The organism is Enterobacter sp. PI-10 (assembly GCF_027947695.1).
In the GTDB taxonomy this organism is placed as follows: Bacteria; Pseudomonadota; Gammaproteobacteria; order Enterobacterales; family Enterobacteriaceae; genus Enterobacter; species Enterobacter vonholyi.
Map to the genome: position 1 here is coordinate 1 of NZ_JAJNOG010000010.1, position 24,605 is coordinate 24,605.

Here is a 24,605-nt window from a genome sequence, read left to right on the forward strand (position 1 = left end):
CGCTGCACAAACTAATCCCCCAACGCCCTGCTTATACGGTAAACTACCTGCGTTTTTGCATCAGGATAGCGTCTATGAACCATTCCCTTAAGCCCTGGAATACCTTTGGCATTCAACGCAATGCTAATCAAATTGTACGTGCCGATACCGCACATCAGCTGCTGGATGCATGGCAAAGCGCAACAGAAAATAACGAACCCGTACTGATTCTGGGCGAAGGAAGTAATGTCCTGTTTCTCGACGATTTTGCGGGAACGGTGATCGTTAACCGCATCATGGGAATTGATGTTGCAGAGAGTGCCGATAGCTGGCACCTGCACGTGGGGGCCGGAGAAAACTGGCATCAGCTGGTGCAATTTACCCTCGAAAAAGGGATGCCGGGCCTGGAAAACCTTGCGCTTATTCCAGGCTGCGCCGGATCGTCACCTATTCAAAACATCGGCGCCTACGGCATCGAACTGAAACATGTCTGTGAATATGTCGACTGCATCGAACTGGCGACCGGAACGGCTAAGCGTTTAACGGCAGAACAGTGCCGATTTGGCTATCGTGACAGTATCTTCAAACATGAATATCAGGATCGCTACGTGATTGTCGCCGTGGGGCTGCGTCTGTCGAAGAACTGGCAGCCCGTATTGACCTACGGAGATTTAACGCGTCTCGATCCGGCTACCGTTACCGCATGCGACGTTTTTGACTCAGTTTGCCATATGCGGATGACCAAGCTTCCCGATCCTAAAGTTAACGGAAACGCTGGCAGTTTCTTCAAAAACCCGGTTATCAGCAGCGAAAATGCAAAAATTCTTCTTGAAGGATGGCCAACTGCGCCACATTACCCTCAGGCGGATGGCAGCGTGAAGCTGGCCGCGGGGTGGCTTATCGATCAATGCCAGCTAAAAGGTACTTCAGTAGGCGGTGCCGCCGTTCACCAACATCAGGCTCTGGTGCTGATTAACCAACGCGATGCGACCAGCGATGATGTTGTACAGCTGGCTCATTATGTTCGTCAGCGTGTGGGCGAAAAATTCAACGTCTGGCTGGAGCCAGAAGTTCGCTTCATTGGCCGCACAGGTGAAGTCAATGCCGTGGAGACTATCGCGTGAAGGACAATACTATCCCCTTAACCCTGATTAGCATCCTTGCTGACGGTGAGTTTCATTCTGGCGAGCAGCTGGGTGAACAGCTTGGCATGAGCCGTGCTGCTATCAATAAACATATCCAGACGCTTCGCGACTGGGGTGTTGATGTGTTCACGGTTCCCGGAAAAGGTTACAGCCTGCCGGAGCCGATTCAATTGCTGAATGAAGAAGCGATCCGCAGCCAGATTGGACACGGCAATGTTGCTGTGCTGCCGGTGATTGACTCGACGAACCAGTATCTTCTGGATCGGCTGCCTGAGCTGAAATCCGGAGATGCCTGCGTTGCTGAATACCAACAGGCCGGTCGCGGTCGTCGCGGTCGCAAGTGGTTTTCCCCCTTTGGTGCCAACCTCTATCTGTCCATGTACTGGCGACTCGATCAGGGCCCGGCCGCTGCCATTGGCTTGAGTCTGGTTATCGGCATCGTCATGGCGGAAGTGCTGCACGATCTGGGTGCGGATAAAGTACGTGTTAAATGGCCTAATGACCTGTACCTCAACGATCGTAAACTTGCCGGCATTCTGGTCGAACTGACGGGGAAAACGGGCGACGCGGCGCAAATCGTCATTGGCGCAGGCCTCAATATGGTGATGCGCAATGTACAAAGTGATGTGGTGAATCAGGCCTGGACTAACCTCCAGGAGGCGGGGATCGTCATCGATCGTAATACCCTCGCCGTGCGTATGATTAAAGAGTTGCGTAGCTCACTCACGCTTTTTGAGCAGGAAGGGCTGGCGCCGTTCCTGTCTCGTTGGGAAAAGCTGGATAACTTCATCAATCGCCCGGTGAAATTGCTGATTGGTGATAAAGAGATCTACGGAACTTCCCGCGGTATTGACGCACAGGGCGCGCTGCTCCTGGAACAGGATGGCGCGATCAAACCCTGGGTGGGCGGTGAGATTTCCCTGCGAAGTGCCGAATAACCGGATCGAGTTAATTATGCGAAAACCCGTCTGCGCGACGCTGGCCGTCATGATGAGTGTGCTGTTCTCGCCTCCCTCTCTGGCGGATCAGGCCTGGGAGAGTTACAAGGCCCGCTTTTTCAAACCGGAAGGCCGCATTGTCGATACCGGCAATGGTGGCGTGTCGCATACGGAAGGTCAGGGCTTTGCCATGCTGATGGCAGTTGCCAACGACGATAAAGCCACGTTCGATAAGCTCTGGCAATGGACGGACAGCCAGCTGAAGAACAAAGAGAATGGTCTCTTTTACTGGCGCTATAACCCCGCAGAGTCCAACCCGGTCGCGGACAAAAACAACGCCGCCGATGGTGACGTGCTGATTGCCTGGGCGTTGCTTAAAGCCGACGCCCGCTGGCATGACAAACGCTACAGCGCCGCATCGGATGCCATTACAAAAGCGCTGGTTGCCCATAGCGTGATCCGCTATGCGGGTTACCGAGTGATGCTGCCCGGCGTCCAGGGATTTAAGCTTGACGGTGAAGTGGTCCTTAATCCTTCCTATTTTGTGTTTCCGGCCTGGCAGGCCTTCGCCGGACGCAGTCATTTGCCGGTCTGGCGTGATTTGATTAAGGATGGTAAACGCCTGCTGGGGAAAATGGGCTCGGGTAAAGCGAATCTGCCCACTGACTGGGTTTCACTGGCATCAGGTGGCAAGCTGACCCCTGCTAAAGGCTGGCCACCACGAATGAGCTATGACGCGATTCGTGTTCCGCTGTATGTCGCCTGGTCTGATAAGCAAAGCCCGCTGCTGACACCGTGGAAGGCCTGGTTCGGTCAGTTCCCCCGGGAACAAACGCCCGCCTGGGTTAACGTCACGACCAACGAATATGCGCCCTATATGATGGAAGGCGGCCTGTTGGCTGTACGCGATTTAACGATGGGACAGTCTTCCGGCGAACCCGAAATCACCGCTAAAGACGACTACTATTCGGCAAGTCTGAAAATGCTGGTGTGGATTTCAGCGCAATAATAACGCACTGACTATCCCCTCTCCCCAACGGGGAGAGGGTGAGGCGTAAATCAGTTACTGCGGATACGGTACCCAATCTCCGCCGTTCAGGCGAACGTACGGTTTGTTCTGATACTGAATGACAACCGCGTTAGCGTTCTCTGAGACTTCTGCCGTTTGCGGCAGGTTGCTGGTGAGCTGATCCCAGTTCACGCTATCTTCCACAAACAGCTTCCCGTCAACGGCACGGGCAACCAGTTCTGAAATCGCCAGATAGCTGGACGGCTGGGTGATTTCAATCGGTGCGCCCTGATGGGGTGCTTTCATACCAAAGAACTTAATGCCAGCAGGTACGTTGGTAATCGACGGGCTTGGGATATCACGCAGACCTGATACCTGCATTCTGTCGCCTTTCAGCGCGCCGCCGTGCTCAGGTACCACTACCACCATCACTTTACGGCCTGACTTTTCCAGTTCCGTGAAGAACGCATCCAGCTCGTCAAAGAACTTCTGCGCACGCACTTTATAATCAGCCGTTTTGCTCACGCCCGGGAAATGGTTACCGTCGTGGAGCGGCAGGGTGTTAAAGAACGTCGCGCTGCGTGGATTACTGTCTTTTCCGATGGTCTGCAGCCAGCGCTGCAGGACGGCGGTATCGTCATAGACGGGCGAGCCGTCGAAGCCCAGAAGAGAGACAGGAAGGCCGGTTTGATCCATCAGCGGTGCCTGCATGCCACCCTGTTCGCGTACTTCTTTCAGGAAGTTACCGAACTGGCCGTTATGCCCCAGCATCAGATGCTGCGTAAAGCCCAGTTTTGCGAGGTTATCGAACAGATAACACTGGTTGCCGGCGGGTTGATACAGGTTTTTATGGGATGTCTGACCGCAGCTAGCACGCAGCAGGCGGATTGCTGCCGGGCCGCTGTACGAGGTGGCAGAGTTGAAATCTTTAAACTGAATATCGAAGTGTGACCACAGCGGATGAGACATCAAACCGGCGGCGTCCACGTCGGCCCAGGAGAGAGAGCAGATGTTGATCACCAGCAGTTCAAACGGCTGAGCATCCGCCGGAAGCGCATCCGGGAATTTAGTCTGTCGCTTATCTTCCGCGGTATAGAAACTGGAGAGCCAGGCGTTCAGGTTTGTAGAAGTCGGCGGTGCGGTCTGGGTTGGGATATCGCCCACTACAGGCGTATCGCCTGCCGTTGTGACGGTTGCCGCCGCGCTTCCTCCTGTGGTGGTCACCGTGGTGGTTGGTTGACCGGCAGGCCACAGAGAAAAGTTTGGCCCAGCCAGCGTCAGCACGTTAAGCCAGATCATAATCGCGACGACAAACACCGTGACGCGGATCCACTGTGACAGGAACAGCCAGGCAACCAGCAGCACAAATACCGCACCAATCATCTGCCAGTTAATAAAGCGCTCGGTCAGATCGAGGATATAGCTGGCGCTAAAGCCCGCTACCTGCGAACCCTGGCTCATAATGCTATCCGGCCCCGGTAGCCAGGTATCATGCCAGAACAGCGCAAAGCCGACAGGAATGGCGACCCAGTGACGTAAGCGATGCAGCCTGATATTCGGCAGCGGCATCAGCAGGAAGGCCATAAACACCAGGTTGAGAAGAGGATGGAAATTCAGATAGCCTGCCCACAGCAGACCAAACTTCACCAGAAAGTAGAAGTTCCAGCCGGAAAGGCCGCGCCAGTATTGCCAGAGCGGCGAGGGTGACGAAGCGGTATAGGTAGAATTAGTCATGTTTTCGGTCTGCCTTGACGTGTGATGCCCGTGTCAGTGTTCCGGCTGGTTTTACATAGCGAGGTTTTATAAACAGCACTCTGGCCGTATCACGGATACGGCGTATGGAATGGCGCGCATAGTAGCCAAGCGGGAAAAAGATCAGCGCACAGAATATAACCAGTTGAATAATATCGCTGATATTCATAATGATGCGTTCTCCGCGTTGTCTGTTAATAAGCGAAGGGGTTCCGGAACCCGACGCCAGACGTGTCCATCATGTCTGGCATTCAGGATCGGTTTAGCATCGCTCGTGATAGCGAGCGGTTTAGCCCATTGTTCGGGCTGGAGCGCACGCATCTGCACCAGCTCCGCGCTGATAGTATTATCTTCGAACCAAATCATACGGTTCGAGAAAATATCCCCGGTAGGCAGGGGGAAGATATGGTTAAGCGCCGTATCGAGATCGTTAACCCGGCAGAAGGACAAAAATAGCACCAGGCGATTGTCGCCAATGGTCATGATGTCCCCTGTACGGTTCGGACGACATAGGGTGAGAGCCTGTTCAACGCGAATACCCGGTACAGGACGCAGGGCAACCATGACTCCTTTTCCGTCAGCAGGAAGAAGGGTGTTGTTCATCATGTTGCCGACGGCGTCGCAGAAGGTATCCCATTTTTGGTACCCACGCAGCTTCATCGGCTGCGTCATGGAGAGCAGCGTGGAAATATCTTCCGGTACATGGCGGCTAAACTGCTGGCCCTGAACGCTTTCGATAAGCGTCAGGCAGCGTGACAGCGGCGCATTCCATGGGATAACCATATTGGCGCCGCAGCCCAGAAGCAGGCGCTCATCGGTGGCGCGCAGGCTGGTATTATTTTCGCGCACGATGATTTTTAACGCGCTTCCGCGCTGGCGGCGTAGGGTGTGGATTTGCCGTGCCAGCGTCTCAATCTGGTTATTCTGCATCAGCGAGAAAATAAGGGTCGCCGCCTGGGTTGTGCGGGCTTCATGGAAAAGGGCTTCGTTAGACTCAAAAAGTGTCCAGTTTTCCGACAGGGCGGGTGCCCCCTCTAAAACCGCGATATGGCTCAGAATGCGTTTTTCATCACTGCGCGGTTGGACCACGGTTTCTTCCTGCTGTGCAATGTGCCACTCGCCCTCAATATGTTTCAGGGTAAGCTGTTGCCTGGCACTCACGCCCTTTTCATTACACCAGAATGCAATATCGTAGAGATAGCTACCCACCTGATCGCGAACGCTTGCCAGACCGAACAGGGAGCGATATTCGCCCATTAAAAGTGAGAACAGCTTGTCATTATTACTGCCAGGATTGACTATCAATAGCGTGCAATTTTGAAATTTTGCCCATTTATTGATTTTTTCAAGCCATGGCAACAGTTTTTCAGCAGGGATATTTTGCAGGACGTTATTTGCACATTTAAGAATCACCAAATGGTGATCCGGATCAATAGAGCACTGAACGTCGCGGGACAAAAAGTATAGACTATCGGCTTCCGATGTCATGGAAAATAATTGCACCGTCTGAGGCCCGCGATTGTTTTCCAGCGTGATAATTTTCTTCGGGTCTTCGCCCATGCTAATGACGGCCACGCGGGAATCCTTATCCTGGGCAGCAATTGTCTGGTTAACCAGGCTGATAGCATCTTCATTTCGGTCCGTATTAATCCACCAGACTCCTCCGACTGGCATGTGGCTCAATTCGTCCCATAATGACTGGATGCCAATAGAAAATATGGAGTCCACGGTGTCCCTCTTTTCGTCTAATTTATCTGTATCTCAGTTTACTAGCGAAAGCGTAGAAATAAACCTAACATTGAAATTAAAGAACATCAGATTTAGCATGTAAATGAAATTTGTCAGGGCAGGAAGCCCCGCAACTTCTTTAGCGTGCGATTTTCCTTAAAGGGATGGAAAAAGAATGGATAATAACGAACCTGGAACCCCAGTCGACTCGACTCTGGGTTACACATTCCAAAACGATTTTCTGGCGCTGACGCAGGCCTTTTCTTTACCTGAAATAGATTACACCGATATTTCCCAGCGGGAACAGTTGGCCGCGGCTATTAAACGCTGGCCGTTATTAGCTGAATTCGCCCATCAACAATAAGGGAGCCATTGATGGCCATACTCGGATTACAGGGTGTCCGTGGCGGTGTGGGTACCACATCAGTTACCGCGGCGCTGGCGTGGTCATTACAGCTTTTAGGTGAATCGGTGCTGGTTATTGACGCCTGCGCCGATAATTTGTTGCGTATGTCGTTTAACGTTGACTTTACTCGTGAAGAGGGCTGGGCCCGCGCGCTGCTTGATGATAAAGACTGGCAGGATGCGGGGATGCGCTATACCTCCCAGCTCGATCTGCTGCCGTTTGGTCAACTGACCACCACGGAACGCGAAAATGAAGCCGCGTATCAGCGCCTGTTTTCGCAGTTCACGCTGGCGCTGCAGACCCTGAAAGAAAAGGGGCACTACAAATGGATCCTGCTGGATCTGCCCCACGGCGCCGGTACGCTGACCAGACAGCTTATCGCCCAGTGCGATCATATCCTCTCGATCGTTAACGTTGATGCGAACTGCCATATCCGCCTGCACCAGCAGGGGCTACCTCAGAACGCTCATATTCTGATTAACGATTTGCGTATTGGCAGCCAGATCCAGGACGATCTCTATCAGGTGTGGCTGCAAAGCCAGCGCCGTTTGCTTCCTATTGTCATTCATCGTGATGAGGGAATGGCGGAATGTCTTGCGTCTAAGCAACCGCTCGGCGAATACCGCAGCGATTCACTGGCGGCAGAAGAGATTCTGACGCTGGCTAACTGGTGTCTGCTGAACTTCGCCAACCGGGCGGAGCATGCAGGGAGTGATGTATGAGTCGTCTCGCCAGCTGGTTACTCATCCCGCCGGTCAGTTCGCGTTTGAGTGAACATTACCGGCATTTTCGCCGTCACGGTGCGTCGGCATTTAGCGCCGCGCTCGGCTGTTTCTGGATGATTCTGGCCTGGATGTTTATTCCACTCGAACACCCTCGCTGGCAGCGCATACGCGCCCGCCACAGTGAGCTATATCCGCACATTAATCCCAACCGACCGCGTCCTTTGGATCCGGCGCGTTATCTCATTCAGGCTATCTGGCTGGTGGTCACATCATCCCGCTCAGAGAAAATAACGCCGCACTGGCGCAGCTTCTCCCGCGTGCAGCAGTTACGTGAGCGCTACCACCAGTGGCTGGACAGACTGCCCAACAGCGTCAGCGATAAGACCAGCCATCTGGATAACCATAAAGAGCTCGGACATCTCCATCCGGGCCTGCGGCGTTTTATCCTCGGCGTGATCGTCGTGTTCTCGCTCATTCTGGCGCTGGTCTGTATTACGCAACCTTTCAACCCTCTGGCGCAGTTCACCTTCCTGATCCTGCTGTGGGGCGTGGCGCTGCTGGTCCGCCGTATTCCGGGTCGCTTCTCGGCGCTGATGCTGATCGTATTGTCGCTGACCGTCTCCTGTCGCTACATCTGGTGGCGTTATACCTCAACCCTGAACTGGGACGACCCGGTCAGCCTGGTATGCGGTCTGGTGCTGCTGTTTGCAGAAACCTACGCCTGGATCGTGCTGGTGCTGGGCTATTTCCAGGTGATTTGGCCGCTCAACCGCCAGCCGGTTCCGCTGCCAAAGGACACGACCCAGTGGCCAACCGTCGATCTCTTCGTGCCGACCTACAACGAAGACCTGAGCGTGGTGAAGAACACGATTTATGCTGCGCTGGGTATCGACTGGCCGAAAGACAAGCTCAAGGTCTGGATCCTGGATGACGGCAACCGCCCGGCGTTCCGCCAGTTCGCGGAGGAGGTCGGCGTCGAATACATCGCCCGTCCGACTCACGAACACGCTAAGGCGGGTAACATCAACAACGCGTTGAAGTATGCCACCGGGGAGTATGTCTCGATCTTTGACTGTGACCACGTGCCGACGCGCTCTTTCCTGCAGATGACCATGGGCTGGTTCCTGAAGGAGAAAGAGCTGGCGATGATGCAGACGCCGCACCACTTCTTCTCGCCGGACCCGTTTGAACGTAACCTTGGCCGCTTCCGTAAGACCCCGAACGAAGGTACGCTGTTCTATGGCCTGGTGCAGGACGGGAACGACATGTGGGATGCCACCTTCTTCTGCGGCTCCTGTGCGGTTATCCGCCGTAAACCGCTGGATGAAATTGGCGGTATCGCCGTCGAAACGGTAACTGAAGATGCGCACACCTCTCTGCGCCTGCACCGTCGTGGCTATACCTCTGCCTATATGCGTATTCCTCAGGCAGCTGGTCTGGCAACGGAGTCACTGTCGGCGCACATTGGCCAGCGTATTCGCTGGGCGCGCGGGATGGTGCAGATTTTCCGTCTCGATAACCCCCTGATCGGTAAAGGACTCAAGCTGGCGCAGCGTCTCTGCTACGTCAACGCCATGTTCCACTTCTTGTCCGGCATTCCGCGGCTAATCTTCCTGACCGCGCCGCTGGCGTTCCTGCTTCTTCACGCTTATATCATCTACGCTCCCGCGCTGATGATTGCGCTGTTTGTTCTGCCGCACATGATCCACGCGAGCCTGACGAACTCGAAGATACAGGGTAAATACCGCCACTCCTTCTGGAGTGAAATCTACGAAACGGTGCTGGCCTGGTACATCGCGCCGCCGACGATGGTGGCGCTGATTAATCCGCACAAAGGTAAATTCAACGTCACCGCGAAGGGCGGGCTGGTGGAGGAGGAGTACGTCGACTGGGTGATCTCCCGGCCGTATATCTTCCTGGTGCTGCTGAATATCGTGGGCGTCATTGCGGGTATCTGGCGTTACTTCTACGGCCCGGAAAACGAAATCCTGACCGTCTTCGTCAGTATGGCATGGGTCTTCTACAACCTGATTATCCTCGGCGGCGCGGTGGCGGTGTCGGTGGAAAGCAAACAGGTTCGTCGTGCGCATCGTGTTGAAATCTGCATGCCTGCGGCGATTGCCCGTGAAGATGGCCACCTCTTCTCCTGTACCGTGCATGACTTCTCTGACGGCGGTCTGGGGATCAAAATCAACGGCCAGGCGAAGGTGCTGGAAGGGCAAAAAGTTAACCTGCTGCTTAAGCGCGGTCAGCAGGAGTATGTCTTCCCGACGCAGGTTGTTCGCGTGGCGGGCAATGAAGTCGGTCTGCAGCTGATGCCGTTGACCAAAAAGCAACATATCGATTTTGTGCAGTGTACGTTTGCCCGCGCGGATACGTGGGCTCTCTGGCAGGACAGCTTCCCGGAAGATAAACCTCTGGAAAGCCTGCTGGATATTCTGAAGCTGGGGTTCCGTGGCTATCGTCACCTTGCAGAATTTGCCCCGTCGTCGGTGAAATTAATTTTCCGGTCACTTACTTCGCTGGTTTCCTGGGTCGTGTCGTTCATTCCTCGTCGTCCTGAGCGGGATGAGGCGAAGCAGGCGGACCCGGTTATGGCTCAACAATGATGATAACGCGATGAAAACAAAACTTTCCTGGTTATGTGCAGTGGCAATGGGGATGAATGCGATCCCCGCAACAATGGCTAACGCAGCCCCGGGTAACGCAGCGGCAACGCCTGCGCCAACGGTACCTGTCGTCGCGCAAGCAACCGATCCGGTTGTCACCGCGGCACCTGGCCAAACAGAAAATATCACGCCGAACCAGCCGACGGAGGGGAACACATTGCCGGCAGACGGCCAGGTCATCGGGCAGGTGATGCCGGGCGTCCGGGGGGCGAATGCGCCCGTCGTTGCGGACAATGCGCCGTCGCGCGACGTGAAGCTGACCTTCGCGCAAATTGCGCCGCCTCCGGGCAGCATGGTGCTGCGCGGCATCAACCCTAACGGCGGCATTGAGTTTGGCATGCGCAGCGATGAGGTCGTCTCTAATGCGGTGCTGAACCTTGAATACACCCCGTCGCCGTCTCTGCTGCCGACGCAGTCTCAGCTGAAGGTCTACCTGAATGACGAGCTGATGGACGTACTGCCGGTCACGAAAGAGCAGCTGGGCAAGAAAACTCAGGCTCAGGTGCCGATCAACCCGCTGTTCATCACCGATTTTAACCGTATTCGCCTGGAGTTTGTCGGTCACTACCGCGATGTCTGCGAAAACCCGGCCAGCAACACGCTGTGGATGGACGTCGGACGTAACTCCTCGCTGCAGATGACCTACCAGTCACTGGCGCTGAAAAACGATCTCTCCGCATTCCCGGTTCCGTTCTTTGATCCGCGTGATAACCGTCCGCTCACGCTGCCGATGGTGTTTGCCTCGTCCCCGGACGTGACCGAACAGCTGGCGGCCACCATTGTGGCGTCCTGGTTTGGTTCACGCGCGGGCTGGCGTGGACAGAGCTTCCCGGCGATGTATGACAAACTGCCGGACAGAAATGCCATTGTGTTTGCGACCAACGCGAAACGCCCGGCCTTCCTGCGCGATCGTCCGGACGTCAAAGCGCCGACCGTTGAGATGATAAGCCACCCGGAAAACCCGTACGTGAAGCTGCTGGTGGTCTTTGGTCGTGATGATAAAGACCTGGTGCAGGCAGCAAAAGCCATTGCTCAGGGTAACGTCCTTTTCCGCGGCAACAGCGTGGTGGTGGATGAGGTCAAACCGCTGCTGGCGCGTAAACCTTATGATGCGCCAAACTGGGTGCGTACCGACCGTGCGGTGACATTCGGTGAGCTGAAAACCTATGAAGAACAGCTGCAGGCGACGGGGCTTGAGCCAGCGCCGATTAGCCTGTCGCTGAATCTGCCGCCGGATCTGTACCTGCTGCGTACCAACGGCATTGATATCAATCTGAACTACCGCTATACCGCGCCGGCCACCAAAGACAGCTCGCGCATGGATATCAGCCTGAACAACCAGTTCCTGCAATCCTTCAGCCTGCAAAGCACGCAGGATACTAACCGCCTGATGCTTCGCCTGCCGGTGCTGCAGGGTCTTCTGGATGGCAAAACGGATGTCTCTATTCCGGCACTGAAGCTTGGCGCGATAAACCAGCTGCGCTTTGACTTCCAGTACATGAACCCAATGCCTGGCGGTTCTGCGGAAAATTGCATCACCTTCCAGCCCGTACAGAACCACGTTGTGATTGGCGATGAGTCGACCATCGACTTCTCGAAGTACTATCACTTCCTGGCGATGCCGGATCTGCGCGCTTTTGCTAACGCGGGCTTCCCGTTCAGCCGCATGGCCGATCTTTCTGAGTCCATCGTAGTAATGCCAAAAGCGCCAACTGAAGGGCAGGTAACGACCCTGCTGGATACCATGGCGACCGTTGGAGGACAGACGGGATTACCGGCGATTAACGTTACGTTGACGGACGATGGCAGCCAGATTCAGAACAAAGACGCTGACATCATGGTGATCGGTACCATTCCGGACAAGCTGAAGGATGACAAACGTATCGATCTGCTGGTGAAAGCGGCCCAGTCCTGGGTTAACACGCCGCTGCGCCAGACCGAGTTCCCGAGCATTATGCCGGATGTTAACGATCGTCAGGCCAGCGCGCAGACGACGGTAACGTCTCAGGGGGCAATGGCCGCGGTGGTGGGCTTCCAGTCACCTTACAACGAACAGCGTAGCGTGGTGGCTCTCCTCGCGGACAGCCCGCGGGGGTATGAACTGCTCAATACGGCCATGAACGACAGCGGTAAACGTGCCGCGATGTTTGGTTCCGTGTCGGTGATCCGTGAGTCCGGCGTCAATAGCCTGCGCGTGGGCGATGTGTACTACGTAGGCCATCTGCCGTGGTTTGAACGCCTGTGGTATGCGCTGGCTAACCATCCGGTTCTGCTCGCCATCCTGGCTGCGGTCAGCGTGGTCTTGCTGGCATGGGTGCTGTGGCGTCTGCTGCGAATCATCAGCCGTCGTCGTCTGAACCCGGATGAGTAAGATGTGATGAAAGCCTTTCGCTGGTGTGTATTAGCAGCGGTGATGCTGGCGGCGCTACCTCTTCGCGCCGCCTGTACCTGGCCTGCCTGGGAGCAGTTTAAAAAGGACTACATCAGCGAGGGCGGGCGTGTCGTTGATCCCAGCGACACGCGCAAAATTACGACCTCGGAAGGGCAAAGCTACGCCCTGTTCTTTGCCCTGGCGGCGAACGATCGCAAATCTTTTGACCAGCTGCTGACGTGGACGCGCGATAATCTTGCCAGCGGCGATCTCAACGACCATCTGCCTGCCTGGCTATGGGGTCAGAAAGATAAAGAGACGTGGGCGGTGATTGATACCAACTCCGCCTCTGACGCCGATGTCTGGATCGCCTGGTCACTGCTCGAAGCGGGTCGACTGTGGAAACATCCGGATTATACCCGCACGGGTAAAGCGCTGCTGAAACGCATTGTCAGCGAGGAAGTGGTGAAAGTCCCGGGGCTCGGCGCAATGCTGCTTCCCGGTAAAGTCGGCTTTGCCGATGAGAACGTATGGCGCTTTAATCCCAGCTATCTTCCTCCGCAGCTAGCGAGTTATTTCACGCGTTTTGGTACCCCGTGGACCACGCTTCGTGAAACCAATCAGCGCCTGCTGCTGGAGAGTGCGCCGAAAGGATTTTCGCCGGACTGGGTGCAGTATCAGAAAAACAAAGGCTGGCGGTTACAGCAGGATAAATCGCTGGTGGGCGGCTACGATGCCATCCGCGTTTATCTCTGGGTGGGAATGATGAGTGATAAAGATCCTCAGAAAGCCCGGCTGATGACGCGCTTCCAGCCGATGGCGGCCAAGACAATGAAACGGGGTGTGCCGCCGGAGAAAGTGGATGTGGCGACGGGTAAACGCACCGGGAATGGTCCGGTCGGGTTCTCTGCCGCCATGCTGCCGTTTTTACAACAACGTGATGCCCAGGCGGTTCAGCGCCAGCGCGTTGCAGACCATTTTCCCGATAATAATGCCTATTACAGCTACGTGCTGACTCTCTTTGGGCAAGGATGGGATCAGCATCGTTTTCGCTTCACCGCAAAAGGTGAATTAATACCGGATTGGGGCCAGGAATGCGCAAGTTCACAGTAAATCTACTCACTTTATCGCTTGGCCTGGCACTGATGCCGATGGCTGAGGCCGCCAACTCTCCGCAGCAGAAACAGCTGCTGGAACAGGTTCGGCTGGGCGAATCGACACAGCGTGAGGATTTGGTTCGTCAGTCGCTTTATCGTCTGGAGCTGATTGACCCGAACAACCCTGACGTCATTGCCGCACGCTTTCGCTACCTGCTGCGCCAGGGCGATAACGCCGGCGCGCAAAAAGAGCTGGACCGTCTGAAAGGGATCGCGCCGGGCTCGAGCGCGTACCAGTCATCACGCAATACGATGCTGCTTTCCACTCCGGATGGCCGCCAGCAGCTCCAGCAGGCGCGATTGCTCGCCACCACGGGACACACGCAGGAGGCGATTGCAGCCTATGACAAGCTGTTTGACGGCAACCCACCGGGCGGCGACGTGGCGACGGAATACTGGAACGTGGTGGCGAAAGATCCTGCTCGCCGGAATGCAGCCATTAACCAGCTCAAGAAAATAAACAGCAGCAGCCCCGGAAATACACAGCTGCAGGCGACGCTGTCCCAGCTTCTGTTCCAGAGCGGACGCCGTGACGAAGGCTTTGCGCTATTGCAGGAGATGGCCAAATCCACCAACGGGCGCAGCCAGGCGTCTGATATGTGGTATGACCAAATCAAAGACCAGCCTGCCAGCAGCGCGAGCGTTAGCGCGCTGCAAAAATACCTGAGCGTATTCAGCGATGGTGATAGCGTCGCGGCGGCGCGTGCCCAGCTTGAAGCCCAGCAAAAACAGCTCGCTGACCCTGCATTCCGCGCGAAAGCGGAAGGGCTGGCGGCGGTGGATGCCGGGCAGGGCAGTAAGGCGGTGGCGGAGCTGCAAAAAGCCGTCAGCGCCAACCATGCCGACAGTGAAGCGGTGGGTGCCCTGGGACAGGCTTATTCCCAGAAAGGCGACCGCGCCCGCGCGGTGGCACAGTTTGAAAAGGCAATTGCCCTCGATCCCCAGAGCGATAACCGGGGTAAATGGGACAGTTTGCTGAAGGTTAACCGCTACTGGCTGCTGATCCAGCAGGGCGATGCGGCGCTGAAGGCGAATAACCCGGCGCAGGCGGAGCGTTACTATCAGCAGGCACGCAGTATCGACAATACCGACAGCTATGCCGTGCTGGGGCTGGGCGACGCCGCCGCGGCGCGTAAAGATAACGACGCGGCGGAGCGTTATTACCGTCAGGCGCTGCGAATGGACAGCGGCAACAGCAATGCGGTCCGCGGTCTGGCCAATATTTACCGTGCGCAGTCCCCGGAGAAAGCCTCGCAGTTTATCCAGTCTCTCTCCGCCAGCCAGCGCAGAAGCATAGATGATATTGAACGTAGCCTGACCAACGAGCAGCTCTCTGCTCAGGCCGAGCAGCTTGAAAATCAGGGGAAATACGCTCAGGCGGCAGAGATTCAGCGTCGTCGTCTGGCGCTCTCTCCCGGCGATGTGTGGATAACCTATCGTCTCTCGCGCGATCTCTACAGCGCGGGTCAGCGAAGCCAGGCGGATACCCTTATGCGTCAGCTTGCCAGCCAGAAACCGTCCGACCCGGATCAGGTTTATGCTAACGGGCTCTATCTTTCCGGAAACGATCAGGACCGCGCCGCGCTGGCGCATCTGGATACGCTGCCGCGAAGCCAGTGGAACGGCAATATTCAGGAGCTTGCTGACCGTCTGCAAAGTAACCAGGTGCTGGAAACCGCCAACCGTCTGCGCGACAGCGGCAAAGAGCAGGAGGCTGAAAACCTTTTGCGCCAGCAGCCAACCTCCACCCGCATCGACCTGACGCTGGCGGACTGGGCGCAGCAGCGTGGCGATCTGGACTCGGCAAAAACGACGTACAACGCCGTTCTGCAGCGTGAACCGCAGAACGAAGACGCCATCCTCGGCCTGACCGAGATTTATAGCGCTCAGGGTAACAAAGATGCCGCGCGCTCGGAGCTGGCGAAGCTGCCCGCCGCGCAAAACGGTCAGCCGCTGTCGCTCAATATGCAGCGCCGCATCGCGATGGCGCAGGCGGGTCTGGGCGATTCCGCCGCCGCAGAACAGACCTTCAATAAAATTATTCCGCAGGCTAAATCGCAGCCCGGCTCCATGGAAAACGCGCTGGTGCTGCGTGATGCCGCGCGTTTCCAGGCGCAGAACGGGCAGCCTCAGCAGGCACTGGAAACCTACAAAGACGCGATGGTGTCGTCTGGCATCACCACGACGCGACCGGTGGATAACGACAGTTTCACTCGTCTGACGCGTAACGATGAAAAAGACGACTGGCTGAAACGCGGCGTGCGCAGTGATGCCGGTGACTTGTACCGTCAGCAGGATGTTAACGTCACGCTGCAGCACGACTACTGGGGCTCCAGCGGCACGGGCGGCTATTCCGACCTGAAAGCGCATACCACCATGCTGCAGGTGGATGCCCCGCTCTCTGACGGGCGCATGTTCTTCAGAAGCGATCTGGTCAACATGGACGCTGGTTCATTTGATAACAATAACGGGACCTACGATCCTAAATGGGGGACCTGCTACGAAACGCCGTGTAGCGGCAATACCCATCAGTCCGACAATGGCGCAAGCGTTGCCGTCGGCTGGCAGAATAAAACCTGGGCGATGGATATTGGCACCACGCCGATGGGCTTTGACGTTGTCGACGTGGTGGGCGGCATAAGCTACAGCAGCGATCTGGGCCCCATCGGCTATACCGTTAACGCCCATCGCCGCCCAATCTCCAGCTCTCTGCTGGCGTTCGCCGGGCAAAAAGATACCAACACCGGCACCACCTGGGGCGGCGTACGTGCCACCGGTGGCGGCGTAAGCATGAGCTATGACAAAGGTGAAGCGAACGGTATCTGGTCGAGCCTGAATGCGGAAACGCTGACGGGTAAAAATGTTGAGGATAACTGGCGCGTCCGCTGGATGACGGGTTACTACTACAAGCTCATTAATAAAAACAATGAACGCCTGACGGTCGGCGTCTCCAATATGCTCTGGCACTACGACAAAGACCTGAGCGGGTATACCCTGGGTCAGGGCGGTTACTACAGTCCGCAGGAGTACGTCTCCTTCGCACTGCCGGTGACCTGGCGTAAACGCACGGAGAACTGGTCCTGGGAGCTGGGTGGCTCGGTCTCCTGGTCTCACTCGAAAACCAAAGACGAACTGCGCTACCCGATCCAGAATCTGATCCCGACCGATGAGCCAGACCGCTATACCGACCGGGGCGCAATGGAGACCGGCAGCAGTTCATCAGGAACGGGTTATACCGCGCGGGCCATTATCGAGCGCCGCGTAACGTCCAACTGGTTTGTAGGCATGGGCGTGGATATTCAGGAGGCGAAAGACTATACCCCAAGCCATGCGCTGATCTATGTGCGCTACTCTGCCGCAGGCTGGCAGGGCGATATGGACTTACCGCCGCAGCCGCTCATCCCTTACGCGGACTGGTAATCGGATTTTCCTTAATCCATTTGTAAGTCTCTCTTAATAGCGCGGCAATCGGGTATACTCAGGCGCGCCGGGTTTACACCCTGGCGCGCCCTGCGCTTCGAGTTTTGTGGAGAGTCATTTTGCGTGTCAGCCGTTCCTTAACAATCAAACAGATGGCGATGGTCTCTGCCGTCACCATGCTGTTTGTCCTGCTCTTCTGCGTAATTTTGCTGTTTCATTCCGTACAGCAGAATCGCTATAACACGGCTTCGCAGTTAGAAAGTATCGCCCGCTCGGTGCGTGGCCCGCTTTCTGCCTCTATCCTGAAAGGGGATATTCCCGAAGCGGAAACCATTTTAAAACGTATTCAGCCTGCCGGCGTCGTTAGCCGCGCAGATGTCGTCTTGCCCAACCAGTTTCAGGCGCTGCGGATGAGCTTTATCCCGGAGCGTCCCGTCCCGATGATGGTGATGCGCCTGTTTGAACTGCCGGTGCAAATTTCGCTTCCCGTTTATTCGCTTGAACGCCCTGCGAATCCGCAGCCGCTGGCCTACCTGGTTTTGCAGGCGGACTCCTACCGCATGTATAAATTCGTCATGAGTTGGGTGGTTACGTTAGTGACCACTTGCTTACTTATGACGCTTATTCTCAGCGTGGCGCTCACCTGGTGCATTAACCGGCTGATTGTTCATCCGCTGCGCCGTATCGCCCGTGAGCTGAATACGCTTGCGCCGCAGGATCAGATGGGACATCAGCTTGAGCTGCCGCGTCTGCATCATGACGATGAGATAGGTATGCTGGTGCGCAGCTACAACCTCAACCAGCAGCGCATCCAGCGTCAGCAGGATGAATTAAACAGCAGCGCCACCCGTTTTCCGGTATCGGAGCTCCCCAATAAAGCCTTCCTGATGGCGATGCTGGAGCAGACCGTTGCCCGTCAGCAAACTACGGCGCTGATGGTTATCGCCTGTGAAACCTTGCAGGACACGGCTGGCGTGCTTCAGGAGAGCCAGCGCGAAATGCTGCTGCTCACCCTGGTGGAAAAGATCAAATCTGTCCTTGCCCCGCGCATGGTGCTGACCCAGGTCAGCGGTTACGATCTGGTGGTGATTGCCAACGGCGTAAAAGAACCGTGGCATGCGATCACCTTAGGTCAGCAAGTACTCACTGTCATTAATGAGCGGTTGCCCATTCAGGGTATCCAGCTTCGTCCGAGCGCCAGTATCGGTATCGCCATGTACTATGGTGATTTAACGGCGGAGCAGCTTTATCGTCGCGCGTTCTCGGCGGCGTTTACCGCCCGGCGCAAAGGGAAAAATCAGATCCAGTTCTTTGAACCGGAGCAGATGGAAAAGGCGCAGCAGCGCCTGACGGAAGAGAGCGACATCCTGACCGCGCTGGATAACCGGCAGTTTGCCCTCTGGCTACAGCCGCAGATGAATTTGCTGACGGGAGAAGTGAAAAGCGCCGAGGCACTGCTGCGCGTGCAGCAGCCGGATGGTTCATGGGAACTGCCGGAAGGGCTGATTGAGCGCATTGAGTCCTGCGGCCTGATGGTTACCGTCGGCTACTGGGTGCTGGAAGAGTCCTGCCGTCAGCTGGCCGCCTGGCAGGAGCGCGGCGTGACGCTGCCGCTGTCGGTCAATTTGTCTGCTATGCAGCTTATGCACCCGACCATGGTTTCAGAGATGCTGGAGCTGATCCATCGTTACCGAATCAAGCCTGATACGTTAACTCTGGAAGTGACGGAGAGCCGACGCATCGACGCTCCTAATCAGGCGGTCGCGATTCTCAAACCGCTGCGTAATGCCGGTATTCGCATTGCCCTGGACGATTTTGGCATGGGATACGCCGGGCTGCGTCAGCTTCAGCACATGAAAACCCTTCCGGTAGATGTGCTCAAAATTGACAAAGCGTTTGTCGACGGTCTGCCGGGCGACAGCAGCATGGTGCAGGCGATTATCCAGATGGCGCGTAGCCTCAACCTGCATCTTATTGCCGAGGGGATTGAAACCGAAGCGCAACGCGCCTGGCTTGCAGAGGCGGGCGTGGAGAGCGGACAAGGCTTCCTTTTTGCCCCCGCAGTCCCTTCGGATATCTTTGAAGAACGATACCTTTCTGGTGCTGACAATAACGCAAAAGTGTAATTTTGTTGCTGGCTTGTGCGAGCCAGCTCAAAGTTCTTAACATTTGTGTTTCAAATTTGAACTGAGTTTATTTCTGTCCTGTTATGTGGGTGTTATTTTAAAGCCGCAGGTTAACCATAACCTTACAAAACCTGTGGTTTTTCTTCCCAAGGACACCTTATGAAAACCTCACTCTTCAAAAGTCTTTATTTCCAGGTCCTGACAGCCATCGCCATCGGTATTCTGCTGGGTCACTATTACCCTGAGCTGGGCGCGCAAATGAAACCGCTTGGCGACGCGTTCGTTAAGCTCATCAAAATGGTCATCGCTCCGGTGATCTTCTGTACCGTAGTAACGGGCATCGCTGGCATGGAAAGCATGAAGGCGGTTGGTCGTACCGGTGCAGTGGCGCTTCTCTATTTTGAAGTGGTCAGTACACTTGCGCTGATTATCGGTCTGATCATCGTCAACGTGGTGCAGCCAGGCGCGGGAATGAACGTAGACCCGTCAACGCTTGATGCCAAAGCGGTCGCGGTGTATGCCGAGCAGGCGAAGGATCAGGGCGTGGTAGCCTTCCTGCTGGACGTGATACCGGGCAGCGTCATTGGCGCGTTCGCCAGCGGAAACATCCTCCAGGTGCTGCTGTTCGCCGTGATGTTTGGCTTTGCCCTGCACCGTCTGGGCAGCAAAGGCCAGCTTATCTTTAACGTAATCGAAAGCTTCTCGCAGGTGATCTTCGGCATCATCAATATGATCATGCGCCTGGCGCCGATCGGTGCTTTTGGTGCGATGGCCTTCACCATCGGTAAGTATGGCGTCGGTACGCTGGTGCAGCTGGGTCAGCTGATTATCTGCTTCTATATAACCTGTATCCTTTTCGTAGTCGTGGTGCTGGGTTCCATCGCCCGCGCGACGGGTTTCAACATCTTCAAATTTATTCGTTACATCCGTGAAGAGCTGCTGATTGTTCTGGGGACCTCCTCTTCAGAATCGGCGCTGCCGCGTATGCTCGACAAGATGGAAAAGCTGGGGTGCCGTAAATCGGTGGTCGGGCTGGTGATCCCGACGGGCTACTCCTTCAACCTGGACGGCACCTCGATATACCTGACGATGGCGGCCGTGTTTATCGCTCAGGCGACCAACAGCCATATGGATATTTTCCATCAGATTACCCTGCTGGTGGTTCTCCTGCTCTCCTCTAAAGGCGCGGCAGGCGTGACGGGCAGCGGCTTTATCGTGCTGGCAGCCACCATTTCCGCTGTAGGTCACCTGCCGGTTGCGGGTCTGGCGTTGATTCTGGGTATCGACCGCTTCATGTCAGAAGCCCGTGCGTTAACCAACCTGGTGGGTAACGGCGTGGCAACGGTGGTGGTGGCGAAATGGGTGAAAGAGCTGGATCACAAAAAGCTCGACGATACTCTGAATAATCGTTCAACTGACAGCAAAAATCCTGGCTTAACCTCTTAATCTTGTCACAAATGCCCGTATTCCCTTGTCGGGATGCGGGCTCCTGCGCATAATAACTGTTCGTACCTGTCATAATTCGACAAGATTTTTTTGGGTATATTTCACTTCGGACCGTGACGTTTTGCCGAACGCGCGGTCTAATCGACGTGTTTTCATCGTCATCTTTAAGAGTGAAGCGCGTCGCGAGGCACTCTTTTTTAACCAGGAATGTTGATCAGGGGTTCACATGCAGGGCACAAAAATTCGACTCTTAACCGGCGGTTTGCTGATGATGGCAGCAGCCAGTTATGTGCAGGCAGATGCGCTCCAGCCAGACCCGGCCTGGCAACAAGGGACATTAGCGAACGGTTTTCAGTGGCAGGTGTTAGCCACTCCGCAACGTCCCAGTGACCGTATAGAAATCCGTCTGTCCATTAATACCGGTTCCCTCACGGAAAGCACCCAGCAAACCGGTTTTAGCCATTTTATTCCCCGACTGGCGCTCACGCAGAGCGGCAGCCTGCAAGCGGTTCAGGTGCGCTCACTTTGGCAGCAGGCCATCGATCCGAAGCGCCCGCTTCCTCCGGCTGTTGTCTCGTATGACTACACCATGTTTAACCTGAGCCTGCCTAATAACCGTAACGACCTGCTTAAAGAAGCGCTTACGTATCTCTCCGATGCCTCTGGCAATCTGGCGATTACGCCGGACACCGTTAACTATGCGTTGAGCAACAGTGACATGGTGGCGACCTGGCCCGGAGATACCAAAGAGGGCTGGTGGCGCTACCGCCTGAAGGGCTCAACGTTACTGGGACATGACCCGGCCGAACCGCTGAAACAGCCGGTCGATGCCGAACAGGTAAAATCGTTCTACCAGAAGTGGTACACCCCGGACGCCATGACGCTGATCGTGGTAGGTAACGTGGACAGCCGCGCGGTGGTGGAGCAGATCAACAAAGCGTTTGGTGATTTGAAAGGTAAGCGTGAAACGCCAGCCCCTGTCCCGACGCTCTCTCCGCTGCGTGCAGAGCCTGTCAGCATTATGACGGACGCCGTGCGTCAGGATCGCCTCTCCGTCATGTGGGATAACGCCTGGCAGCCCATCCGTGAGTCAGCGGCAATGCTGCGCTACTGGCGTGCCGATCTGGCGCGTGAGGCGCTGTTCTGGCACGTTCAGCAGACGCTGAGCAAGAACAACGTCAAGAATATTGGTCTTGGCTTTGACTGCCGCGTGCTGTTCCAGCGCGCGCAGTGTGCCATTAACGTTGAATCGCCGGGCGATAAGCTGAATGCCAATCTGGGCGTGGTCGCGAAAGAGCTGGCAAAAGTGCGTAAAGAGGGGCTTTCCGAAGAGGAATTCAATGCTCTCGTGGCTCAGAAAAAACTCGAGCTGCAGAAGCTGTTTGCGACCTACGCACGTGCCGATACCGACATTCTGATCAGCCAGCGTATTCGCTCCCTGCAGAATCAGGTGGTGGACATTGCGCCGGAACAGTACCAGAAGCTGCGTCAGGACTTCCTGAACGGTCTGACCGTCGAGATGCTCAATCAGGACCTCCGTCAGCAGCTGTCACAGGAGATGGCGCTGATCCTCCTGCAGCCGAAGGGCGAGCCGGAATATGACATGAAGGAACTTCAGACGACATGGGATTCCATTATGGCTACCGCGCCGCAGCCAGCGCAGGCTGCAACGGCTGATGATCTACACCAGGACGCGTCGGATATTCCGCAGGGGCAGTAATGCTTAAACATTCCCTCTCCCTGTGGGAGAGGGTTAGGGTGAGGGCATCAGCCCGCACCTTACTTAAACTGGCATCGCCTCGCGCGGAATAATCGCCCCGCGATACTGAATCACCGTGCTGGCCGTCAGGTGCCCACGCCGTGCCGCCGCTTCCGGCGTTCCACCCGTCAGACGTACCGCCAGATAGCCCGCGCTGAATGAATCCCCCGCCGCCGTGGTATCAATCACTTTCTCTTTGGCAAGCTTCACCGCCGGAACGTCAACCAGCGTTTCACCCGCAATCGCGACCAGACAAGACTCCGCACCGCGCTTAATCACCACTTCGCTCACGCCAGCCGCCTGCGTGCGTGCAATCACGTCCTCTACCGGTTTCTCACCCCACAGGGCGTCTTCATCGTCGAGCGTGAGGAAGGCGATGTCGGTGCACTGCAGCATCTGTTGATAGACCTGCTGCGTCTCTTCGCGGCTGCCCCACAGGCGCGGGCGGTAGTTGTTATCGAAAATAACCTTGCCGCCGTTTGCACGGCATTCGCGCAGCAGCGAGAGCAGCTTTTCACGGCTGGTGGGGCTTAAAATCGCAAGGCTAATCCCGCTCAGATATAGATAGTCAAAGGTCGCCAGCTCTTCGCAGATGGCCGCAGCCGCGTCGCTCTCCAGCCAGAATTTGGCCGCGGCTTCGTTACGCCAGTAATAAAACGTGCGTTCGCCGGTGCTGTCGGTCTCGATGTAATAAAGTCCCGGGAGGCGGTTTTCCATACGCTGAATCAGCGACGTTTCAACATGTTCACTCTGCCACGCCTCCAGCATCTGCTGGCTGAAGCTGTCCGTTCCCAGGGCGGTAACGTAGTTCACGGTGAGCGCCTCAGGCGCGACCTGGCGGGCAATATAAACGGACGTGTTTAACGTATCGCCACCAAATCCGCGGCTGACTTCAGCGCCTTTTTGTGACAGTTCAATCATGCATTCGCCAATCACGGCAATTTTTTTGGACATAGTCGTGAACCTGAACAGAAGAATAATCAGCAGTGTGCGCTGAGTGAATTAACCGGTCAACTATATTAAAACAACGTTCCATTATTTTATTTGAGCCAGCGCGTGTTCCCGCGCATTTCTGTCATCTTAATTTCATTTTCCCGGTGAATTGAACATAAAGTTCTCAATTGCCGCGCCGATAATCCTGTGACGAGTCCAGAAAGGCTATCCCAACAACAGGACATCTGAAATGAAGTCAGAGCAGGTTATCCAGCGGCTGAGCACTACGCCTGAGGCAAGTATTGAGAACTTGCAGGAGCATCGCTACTGGCTGCAATGTGAGCGTGCGTACACCTATCAGCCGATCTACCGAACAGATGGTCGACTGATGGCAATTGAAATTTTGACCGTCGTTACGCACCCCTCAAACCCCACTCAGCGCATCGCGCCGGATCGCTATTTTGCCGAAGTTGCCGTTCGCCAGCGTCTGGATGTGCTGGAAGAACAGCTTCGCATGCTGGCGACGAAGCAGTCCTTTTTTGAACAGCACGATATCCTCGCCTCGGTGAACGTCGACGGCCCAACCCTGCTGGCGCTGCGGCAGAACGCAAAATTGCAGGAGCTGATCGCCACCCTGCCGTGGATGCGCTTTGAGCTGGTGGAGCATGTCCGTCTGCCGCAGGATTCCTCGTTTGCTTCGATATGCGAATACGGCCCGCTGTGGCTGGATGACTTTGGCACCGGCATGGCGAATTTCTCCGCCCTGAGTGAGGTGCGCTACGACTACATTAAAGTGGCCCGCGATCTGTTCATTATGCTGCGTCAGACCCCGGAAGGTCGGAACCTGTTTACGCTGTTATTACAGCTGATGAACCGCTATTGCCAGGGTGTGATTGTTGAAGGTGTGGAAACGCTGGAAGAGTGGCGTGATGTACAAAACTCTCCCGCAGCGGCGGCGCAAGGCTACTATCTCTCCCGCCCGGTGCCCATGGATCGCCTCGATAACGTTATAACGACCCTCTGATAAGCCCGCTTCCCTTTG

17 protein-coding genes are annotated in these 24,605 nt (G+C 55.8%); 13 read left to right on the top strand and 4 right to left on the bottom strand.

Going from position 1 to position 24,605, the window contains the following annotated elements:
• Window positions 1-74 precede the first annotated feature (74 nt).
• Genes murB through LRM19_RS18165 form a run of 3 tightly spaced genes read left to right on the top strand, consistent with a single transcriptional unit; the run spans window position 75 to window position 3,071 of the window.
• Window positions 75-1,103: a UDP-N-acetylmuramate dehydrogenase gene (gene murB, locus LRM19_RS18155; RefSeq protein WP_115876793.1), complete on the top strand. Its 1,029-nt coding sequence runs from the start codon at window positions 75-77 to the stop codon at window positions 1,101-1,103.
• On the top strand, window positions 1,100-2,062 hold the full coding sequence (birA, locus tag LRM19_RS18160) for a bifunctional biotin--[acetyl-CoA-carboxylase] ligase/biotin operon repressor BirA (RefSeq protein ID WP_127732572.1): 963 nt from the start codon (window positions 1,100-1,102) through the stop codon (window positions 2,060-2,062). Before murB ends, birA begins: the two co-directional genes overlap by 4 nt.
• Window positions 2,063-2,078: 16 nt before the next feature.
• The gene (locus LRM19_RS18165; RefSeq protein ID WP_271369583.1) at window positions 2,079-3,071 is read left to right on the top strand and encodes a glycosyl hydrolase family 8; all 993 of its coding nucleotides are present in this window, start codon (window positions 2,079-2,081) and stop codon (window positions 3,069-3,071) included.
• Window positions 3,072-3,125: 54 nt separating this feature from the next.
• Here LRM19_RS18165 and bcsG read toward each other — a convergent pair whose 3' ends face one another.
• Genes bcsG through bcsE form a run of 3 tightly spaced genes read right to left on the bottom strand, consistent with a single transcriptional unit; the run spans window position 3,126 to window position 6,551 of the window.
• Window positions 3,126-4,805 carry a cellulose biosynthesis protein BcsG gene (gene bcsG / locus LRM19_RS18170; protein ID WP_249577099.1) on the bottom strand — a complete coding sequence of 560 codons (1,680 nt, stop codon included), beginning with the start codon at window positions 4,803-4,805 and terminating at the stop codon, window positions 3,126-3,128.
• On the bottom strand, window positions 4,798-4,995 hold the full coding sequence (bcsF, locus tag LRM19_RS18175; RefSeq protein WP_024908822.1) for a cellulose biosynthesis protein BcsF: 198 nt from the start codon (window positions 4,993-4,995) through the stop codon (window positions 4,798-4,800). The genes bcsG and bcsF overlap by 8 nt, the downstream gene beginning before the upstream one ends.
• On the bottom strand, window positions 4,989-6,551 hold the full coding sequence (bcsE, locus tag LRM19_RS18180; RefSeq protein WP_271369584.1) for a cellulose biosynthesis c-di-GMP-binding protein BcsE: 1,563 nt from the start codon (window positions 6,549-6,551) through the stop codon (window positions 4,989-4,991). Before bcsE ends, bcsF begins: the two co-directional genes overlap by 7 nt.
• 175 nt (window positions 6,552-6,726) lie before the next feature.
• Between bcsE and bcsR the strand changes: the two genes are divergently transcribed.
• The 9 genes from bcsR (at window position 6,727) to LRM19_RS18225 (ending at window position 22,591) form a co-directional block, all read left to right on the top strand.
• On the top strand, window positions 6,727-6,915 hold the full coding sequence (bcsR, locus tag LRM19_RS18185) for a cellulose biosynthesis protein BcsR (RefSeq protein ID WP_008503237.1): 189 nt from the start codon (window positions 6,727-6,729) through the stop codon (window positions 6,913-6,915).
• An 11-nt stretch (window positions 6,916-6,926) separates the two neighbouring features.
• Complete coding sequence (bcsQ, locus tag LRM19_RS18190) at window positions 6,927-7,679, top strand: cellulose biosynthesis protein BcsQ (RefSeq protein ID WP_115876797.1); 753 nt, start codon at window positions 6,927-6,929, stop codon at window positions 7,677-7,679.
• Window positions 7,676-10,291, top strand: a complete 2,616-nt coding sequence (gene bcsA / locus LRM19_RS18195; protein WP_271369585.1) for a UDP-forming cellulose synthase catalytic subunit — start codon at window positions 7,676-7,678, stop codon at window positions 10,289-10,291. The genes bcsQ and bcsA overlap by 4 nt, the downstream gene beginning before the upstream one ends.
• A gap of 10 nt (window positions 10,292-10,301) precedes the next feature.
• Complete coding sequence (gene bcsB / locus LRM19_RS18200; protein ID WP_115876799.1) at window positions 10,302-12,722, top strand: cellulose biosynthesis cyclic di-GMP-binding regulatory protein BcsB; 2,421 nt, start codon at window positions 10,302-10,304, stop codon at window positions 12,720-12,722.
• A gap of 6 nt (window positions 12,723-12,728) precedes the next feature.
• Window positions 12,729-13,835 carry a cellulose synthase complex periplasmic endoglucanase BcsZ gene (bcsZ, locus tag LRM19_RS18205; RefSeq protein ID WP_271369617.1) on the top strand — a complete coding sequence of 369 codons (1,107 nt, stop codon included), beginning with the start codon at window positions 12,729-12,731 and terminating at the stop codon, window positions 13,833-13,835.
• Window positions 13,817-17,299, top strand: coding sequence for a cellulose synthase complex outer membrane protein BcsC (bcsC, locus tag LRM19_RS18210; RefSeq protein ID WP_136195974.1), 3,483 nt, complete (start codon window positions 13,817-13,819; stop codon window positions 17,297-17,299). The genes bcsZ and bcsC overlap by 19 nt, the downstream gene beginning before the upstream one ends.
• Before the next feature lie 119 nt (window positions 17,300-17,418).
• A complete protein-coding gene (gene hmsP, locus LRM19_RS18215) occupies window positions 17,419-19,425 on the top strand; it encodes a biofilm formation regulator HmsP (protein ID WP_271369586.1) in 2,007 nt (668 codons plus the stop codon).
• 159 nt (window positions 19,426-19,584) lie between these two features.
• Window positions 19,585-20,871: a dicarboxylate/amino acid:cation symporter gene (locus LRM19_RS18220; RefSeq protein ID WP_023309587.1), complete on the top strand. Its 1,287-nt coding sequence runs from the start codon at window positions 19,585-19,587 to the stop codon at window positions 20,869-20,871.
• Between the two features lie 226 nt (window positions 20,872-21,097).
• On the top strand, window positions 21,098-22,591 hold the full coding sequence (locus LRM19_RS18225; protein ID WP_271369587.1) for a M16 family metallopeptidase: 1,494 nt from the start codon (window positions 21,098-21,100) through the stop codon (window positions 22,589-22,591).
• A gap of 63 nt (window positions 22,592-22,654) precedes the next feature.
• On the opposite strand, the gene LRM19_RS18230 is transcribed toward LRM19_RS18225, so the two are convergent.
• Window positions 22,655-23,584 (bottom strand): sugar kinase, encoded by a 930-nt coding sequence (locus tag LRM19_RS18230; RefSeq protein WP_115876803.1) that lies wholly within the window; start codon window positions 23,582-23,584, stop codon window positions 22,655-22,657.
• 229 nt (window positions 23,585-23,813) lie between these two features.
• Here LRM19_RS18230 and pdeH point away from each other — a divergent pair, with 229 nt between their 5' ends.
• Window positions 23,814-24,587 (top strand): cyclic-guanylate-specific phosphodiesterase, encoded by a 774-nt coding sequence (gene pdeH, locus LRM19_RS18235; RefSeq protein WP_111963703.1) that lies wholly within the window; start codon window positions 23,814-23,816, stop codon window positions 24,585-24,587.
• The last annotated feature ends 18 nt before the right edge of the window (window positions 24,588-24,605 follow it).

What these genes read in the sequence shown, in the direction of transcription:
- murB (WP_115876793.1), top strand. Translation starts at nt 75, where the DNA reads ATGAACCATTCCCTTAAGCCCTGGAATACCTTTGGCATTCAACGCAAT.
- LRM19_RS18165 (WP_271369583.1), top strand. Translation starts at nt 2,079, where the DNA reads ATGCGAAAACCCGTCTGCGCGACGCTGGCCGTCATGATGAGTGTGCTG.
- bcsG (WP_249577099.1), bottom strand. Translation starts at nt 4,805, where the DNA reads ATGACTAATTCTACCTATACCGCTTCGTCACCCTCGCCGCTCTGGCAA.
- bcsR (WP_008503237.1), top strand. Translation starts at nt 6,727, where the DNA reads ATGGATAATAACGAACCTGGAACCCCAGTCGACTCGACTCTGGGTTAC.
- bcsQ (WP_115876797.1), top strand. Translation starts at nt 6,927, where the DNA reads ATGGCCATACTCGGATTACAGGGTGTCCGTGGCGGTGTGGGTACCACA.
- bcsA (WP_271369585.1), top strand. Translation starts at nt 7,676, where the DNA reads ATGAGTCGTCTCGCCAGCTGGTTACTCATCCCGCCGGTCAGTTCGCGT.
- bcsB (WP_115876799.1), top strand. Translation starts at nt 10,302, where the DNA reads ATGAAAACAAAACTTTCCTGGTTATGTGCAGTGGCAATGGGGATGAAT.
- bcsZ (WP_271369617.1), top strand. Translation starts at nt 12,729, where the DNA reads ATGAAAGCCTTTCGCTGGTGTGTATTAGCAGCGGTGATGCTGGCGGCG.
- bcsC (WP_136195974.1), top strand. Translation starts at nt 13,817, where the DNA reads ATGCGCAAGTTCACAGTAAATCTACTCACTTTATCGCTTGGCCTGGCA.
- LRM19_RS18220 (WP_023309587.1), top strand. Translation starts at nt 19,585, where the DNA reads ATGAAAACCTCACTCTTCAAAAGTCTTTATTTCCAGGTCCTGACAGCC.
- LRM19_RS18225 (WP_271369587.1), top strand. Translation starts at nt 21,098, where the DNA reads ATGCAGGGCACAAAAATTCGACTCTTAACCGGCGGTTTGCTGATGATG.
- LRM19_RS18230 (WP_115876803.1), bottom strand. Translation starts at nt 23,584, where the DNA reads ATGTCCAAAAAAATTGCCGTGATTGGCGAATGCATGATTGAACTGTCA.
- pdeH (WP_111963703.1), top strand. Translation starts at nt 23,814, where the DNA reads ATGAAGTCAGAGCAGGTTATCCAGCGGCTGAGCACTACGCCTGAGGCA.